A 5422-nucleotide genomic window follows, 5' to 3' on the forward strand; every position below is an offset into this window, starting at 1 on the left:
TAAAAGGTCCCTGGCGGTGACCTACTCTTGCATGGCTTGAGCCACACTACCATCGGCGCGGACACGTTTCACTGCTGAGTTCGGGATGGGATCAGGTGGTGCCATGTCGCTATGGCCGCCAGGGAAGGCGTTGGGGTCGTCGCAATGAAGCGCCGGACCCGCGTGGGGTGTGAACGAGTGACAAGCGTCCGGGTTCACCGATGTGTCGGTGAGGTCAAAGACGGTGAAGCGTCTTGGGGTTATATGGTCAAGCCGCACGGATCATTAGTACGGGTTAGCTCAATGCATTGCTGCACTTCCACACCCCGCCTATCAACCAGGTAGTCTACCTGGTTCCTTAAGGGACCTTGAAGGTCCGGGAGATCTCATCTTGAGGCGTGCTTCCCGCTTAGATGCTTTCAGCGGTTATCACTTCCGTACGTAGCTACCCGGCAATGCCATTGGCATGACAACCGGAACACCAGGGGTACGTCCACTCCGGTCCTCTCGTACTAGGAGCAGCCCCTCTCAAATCTCCAACGCCCATGGCAGATAGGGACCGAACTGTCTCACGACGTTCTGAACCCAGCTCGCGTACCACTTTAAATGGCGAACAGCCATACCCTTGGGACCGGCTACAGCCCCAGGATGTGATGAGCCGACATCGAGGTGCCAAACACCGCCGTCGATATGAACTCTTGGGCGGTATCAGCCTGTTATCCCCGGAGTACCTTTTATCCGTTGAGCGATGGCCCTTCCATACAGAACCACCGGATCACTAAGACCTACTTTCGTACCTGCTTGATCCGTCGATCTCGCAGTCAAGCACGCTTATGCCTTTGCACACAGTGCGCGATGTCCGACCGCGCTGAGCGTACCTTCGTGCTCCTCCGTTACTCTTTAGGAGGAGACCGCCCCAGTCAAACTACCCACCACACACGGTCCCTGACCCGGATTACGGGCCGAGGTTAGAATGTCAAGCACATCAGGGTGGTATTTCAAGGTTGGCTCCACCACAACTAGCGTCATGGTTTCAAAGCCTCCCACCTATCCTACACAGATGAACTCAACATTCAGTGTGAAGCTGTAGTAAAGGTTCACGGGGTCTTTCCGTCTTGCCACGGGAACGCTGCATCTTCACAGCGATTTCAATTTCACTGAGTCTCGGGTGGAGACAGCGCCGCTGTCGTTACGCCATTCGTGCAGGTCGGAACTTACCCGACAAGGAATTTCGCTACCTTAGGACCGTTATAGTTACGGCCGCCGTTTACCGGGGCTTCGATCAAGAGCTTCGCCTTGCGGCTGACCCCATCAATTAACCTTCCGGCACCGGGCAGGCGTCACACCGTATACGTCCACTTTCGTGTTTGCACAGTGCTATGTTTTTGATAAACAGTCGCAGCGGCCAGGTCACTGCGGCCCTCCGATGCTCAGCTACGCATGTAGCCACACCAGGGGGCGTACCTTCTCCCGAAGTTACGGTACCATTTTGCCTAGTTCCTTCACCCGAGTTCTCTCAAGCGCCTTGGAATTCTCATCCTGCCTACCTGTGTCGGTTTACGGTACGGTCTCGCCATAGCTGAAGCTTAGGGACTTTTCCTGGAAGCGTGGCCTCAGTCACTTCGACTCCGTAGAGTCTGGTCTCGGTGCTCGGTGTATGTGATCCCGGATTTGCCAAAGATCACCACCTACCGCCTTTCCCCGGGACAACCAACGCCCGGTAGACCTAGCCTTCTCCGTCCTCCCATCGCACTATGGCAAGGTGCTGGAATATTAACCAGCTTCCCATCGACTACGCTTTTCAGCCTCGCCTTAGGGGCCGACTCACCCTGCGCCGATGAACGTTGCGCGAGGAAACCTTGGGCTTTCGGCGGGGAGGCTTTTCACCCCCCTTATCGTTACTCATGTCAGCATTCGCACTTCCGATACCTCCAGCAGACCTTACGATCCACCTTCGCAGGCTTACGGAACGCTCCTCTACCGCGCACAGCAAGCTGTGCACCCCGAGCTTCGGTGTATCACTTGAGCCCCGTTAAATCTTCCGCGCAGGCCGACTCGACTAGTGAGCTATTACGCTTTCTTTAAAGGGTGGCTGCTTCTAAGCCAACCTCCTAGCTGTCTATGCCTTCCCACATCGTTTTCCACTTAGTGATAACTTGGGGACCTTAGCTGCGGGTCTGGGTTGTTTCCCTTTTCACGACGGACGTTAGCACCCGCCGTGTGTCTCCCGTGTAGTATGTCCTGGTATTCGGAGTTTGCCATGGTTTGGTAAGTCGCTATGACCCCCTAGCCATAACAGTGCTCTACCCCCAGGAATATTCGCACGAGGCGCTACCTAAATAGCTTTCGAGGAGAACCAGCTATCTCCGAGTTTGTTTAGCCTTTCACTCCGATCCTCAGCTCATCCCCATCTATTGCAACAGATGTGGGTTCGGTCCTCCAGTGCGTGTTACCGCACCTTCAACCTGGCCAAGGATAGATCACTCGGTTTCGGGTCTACTCCCAGCGACTATGCGCCCTATTAAGACTCGGTTTCCCTTCGCCTCCCCTAGATGGTTAAGCTCGCCACTGAAAGTAAGTCGCTGACCCATTATACAAAAGGTACGCAGTCACAGAACAAGTCTGCTCCCACTGCTTGTACGCACACGGTTTCAGGGTCTATTTCACTCCCCTCTCCGGGGTTCTTTTCGCCTTTCCCTCACGGTACTGGTTCACTATCGGTCAGTCAGTAGTATTTAGCCTTGGAGGATGGTCCCCCCATGTTCAGACAGGGTTTCACGTGCCCCGCCCTACTCAATTTCACACATGGTGCCCTTTTATGTACCGGGCTATCACCGTCTATGGCTGCACTTTCCAGAGCATTCCACTAAAACACCACATGCTTTTGGGCTGCTCCCCGTTCGCTCGTCGCTACTCAGGGAATCTCGGTTGATTTCTTTTCCTCCGGGTACTTAGATATTTCAGTTCCCCGGGTTCGCCCTGCATACCTATGTATTCAGTATGCAGTACCTCTTACGAGGTGGGTTTCCCCATTCGGACATTGCCGGATCAAAGCTTGTTGCCAGCTCCCCGACACTTTTCGCAGGCTGCCACGTCCTTCATCGCCTCTGACTGCCAAGGCATCCACCGTGTGCGCTTAGTCGCTTGACCATATAACCCCAAAACGTTTCCGCCTTGGTGCCATACACCCAATGACTTTTCGCCGTATTTTGCCTCAACGACACATCTTGGTTTCGAACCAAGACGCTTGTCACTCGTTCACATTGTCAAAGAACACGATCAGACCTCAGCGTCTGACCGAATCAAAATCTTGTATGCGCGATATGCATCCAGAAAACTGGTGGAGCCAGTCGGGATCGAACCGACGACCCCCTGCTTGCAAAGCAGGTGCTCTCCCAGCTGAGCTATGGCCCCGGCAGTTTGAAAGTGGTGGGTCTGGGAGGACTCGAACCACCGGCCTCACCCTTATCAGGGGTGCGCTCTAACCACCTGAGCTACAGACCCAACGTCGTGCCAGGCGAAAGCGTCGGCCGATGGCCAACGTTTGCCTAAATCTGGATGCAGGTGCCTTGTGTGGACGTCTTGCGGGGAGGAGAAGTCTTACTCGAAAGGAGGTGATCCAGCCGCACCTTCCGATACGGCTACCTTGTTACGACTTCACCCCAGTCATGAACCACTCCGTGGTCGTCGTCCTCCCGAAGGTTAGACTAACGGCTTCTGGAGCAGCCCACTCCCATGGTGTGACGGGCGGTGTGTACAAGGCCCGGGAACGTATTCACCGCAGCATAGCTGATCTGCGATTACTAGCGATTCCGACTTCATGGAGTCGAGTTGCAGACTCCAATCCGGACTGGGATCGGTTTTCTGGGATTAGCTCCACCTCGCGGTCTTGCAGCCCTCTGTACCGACCATTGTAGTACGTGTGTAGCCCTGGCCGTAAGGGCCATGATGACTTGACGTCATCCCCACCTTCCTCCGGTTTGTCACCGGCAGTCTCCTTAGAGTTCCCACCATTACGTGCTGGCAACTAAGGACAAGGGTTGCGCTCGTTGCGGGACTTAACCCAACATCTCACGACACGAGCTGACGACAGCCATGCAGCACCTGTGTTCCGGTTCCCGAAGGCACTAAGGCATTTCTGCCGAATTCCGGACATGTCAAGGCCAGGTAAGGTTCTTCGCGTTGCATCGAATTAAACCACATACTCCACCGCTTGTGCGGGCCCCCGTCAATTCCTTTGAGTTTCAGTCTTGCGACCGTACTCCCCAGGCGGCGAACTTAACGCGTTAGCTTCGACACTGATCTCCGAGTTGAGACCAACGTCCAGTTCGCATCGTTTAGGGCGTGGACTACCAGGGTATCTAATCCTGTTTGCTCCCCACGCTTTCGTGCCTCAGCGTCAGTGTTGATCCAGATGGCCGCCTTCGCCACTGATGTTCCTCCCGATCTCTACGCATTTCACCGCTACACCGGGAATTCCACCATCCTCTATCACACTCTAGCTTGCCAGTATCCACTGCCGTTCCCAGGTTGAGCCCGGGGCTTTCACAGCAGACTTAACAAACCGCCTACGCACGCTTTACGCCCAGTAATTCCGATTAACGCTTGCACCCTCCGTATTACCGCGGCTGCTGGCACGGAGTTAGCCGGTGCTTATTCCTCAGGTACCGTCAGACTACGCGGGTATTAACCACGCAGATTTCGCTCCTGATAAAAGTGCTTTACAACCCGAGGGCCTTCTTCACACACGCGGCATTGCTGGATCAGGCTTTCGCCCATTGTCCAATATTCCCCACTGCTGCCTCCCGTAGGAGTCTGGGCCGTGTCTCAGTCCCAGTGTGGCTGATCATCCTCTCAGACCAGCTATCGATCGTCGCCTTGGTAGGCCGTTACCCTACCAACAAGCTAATCGAACATCGGTTCATCCAATCGCGCGAGGTCCTAAAAGGAGCCCCCGCTTTCACCCGTAGGTCGTATGCGGTATTAGCTTGGGTTTCCCCAAGTTATCCCCCACGACAGGGTAGATCCCGATGCATTACTCACCCGTCCGCCACTCGCCGCCAAGAGAGCAAGCTCTCTCGCGCTGCCGTTCGACTTGCATGTGTTAGGCATGCCGCCAGCGTTCAATCTGAGCCAGGATCAAACTCTTCACTTGAAGTTTTTGGTCAACCCGAAGGCCAACCGATCTTTCTGAAGTGTCCGAAACCGACCCCTACAATTCATCGCTGAATTACAAAGGTTAAAGGTTTGGACGCTTGCATTGGTTTGGACTTTCATCCATCCACCGCAAGGCGCCCACACAAGTCACCTGCGCATACTTTCAAAGATCTCAACAACTTACCGAAGTTTCCTTCGGAACCCTCGAGGACATTTCGTCCGAGGTGAGCCGCTTATCTTACACCAGATTCCGTTGCCGTCAACACCTTTTCGAAATCTTTTTTCG

At 54.6% G+C, this 5422-nt stretch carries 2 tRNA genes and 3 rRNA genes; all 5 read right to left on the bottom strand.

The features are described from left to right. Positions 1-8 precede the first annotated feature (8 nt). Positions 9-123: ribosomal RNA gene (gene rrf, locus HBF24_RS17095) — 5S ribosomal RNA — on the bottom strand. A 120-nt stretch (positions 124-243) separates the two neighbouring features. Next, positions 244-3129, bottom strand: a 23S ribosomal RNA gene (locus HBF24_RS17100). A gap of 188 nt (positions 3130-3317) precedes the next feature. Further along, positions 3318-3393: transfer RNA gene (locus HBF24_RS17105), tRNA-Ala, on the bottom strand. Between the two features lie 13 nt (positions 3394-3406). Next, positions 3407-3483: transfer RNA gene (locus HBF24_RS17110), tRNA-Ile, on the bottom strand. Between the two features lie 103 nt (positions 3484-3586). Beyond that, a 16S ribosomal RNA gene (locus HBF24_RS17115) occupies positions 3587-5134 on the bottom strand. The 16S, 23S and 5S rRNA genes sit together here with 2 tRNA genes alongside, the layout of an rRNA operon. Between the last annotated feature and the right edge of the window lie 288 nt (positions 5135-5422).

Origin of the sequence: Oleiagrimonas sp. C23AA, assembly GCF_011759385.1 — a bacterium.
In the GTDB taxonomy this organism is placed as follows: Bacteria; Pseudomonadota; Gammaproteobacteria; order Xanthomonadales; family Rhodanobacteraceae; genus Oleiagrimonas.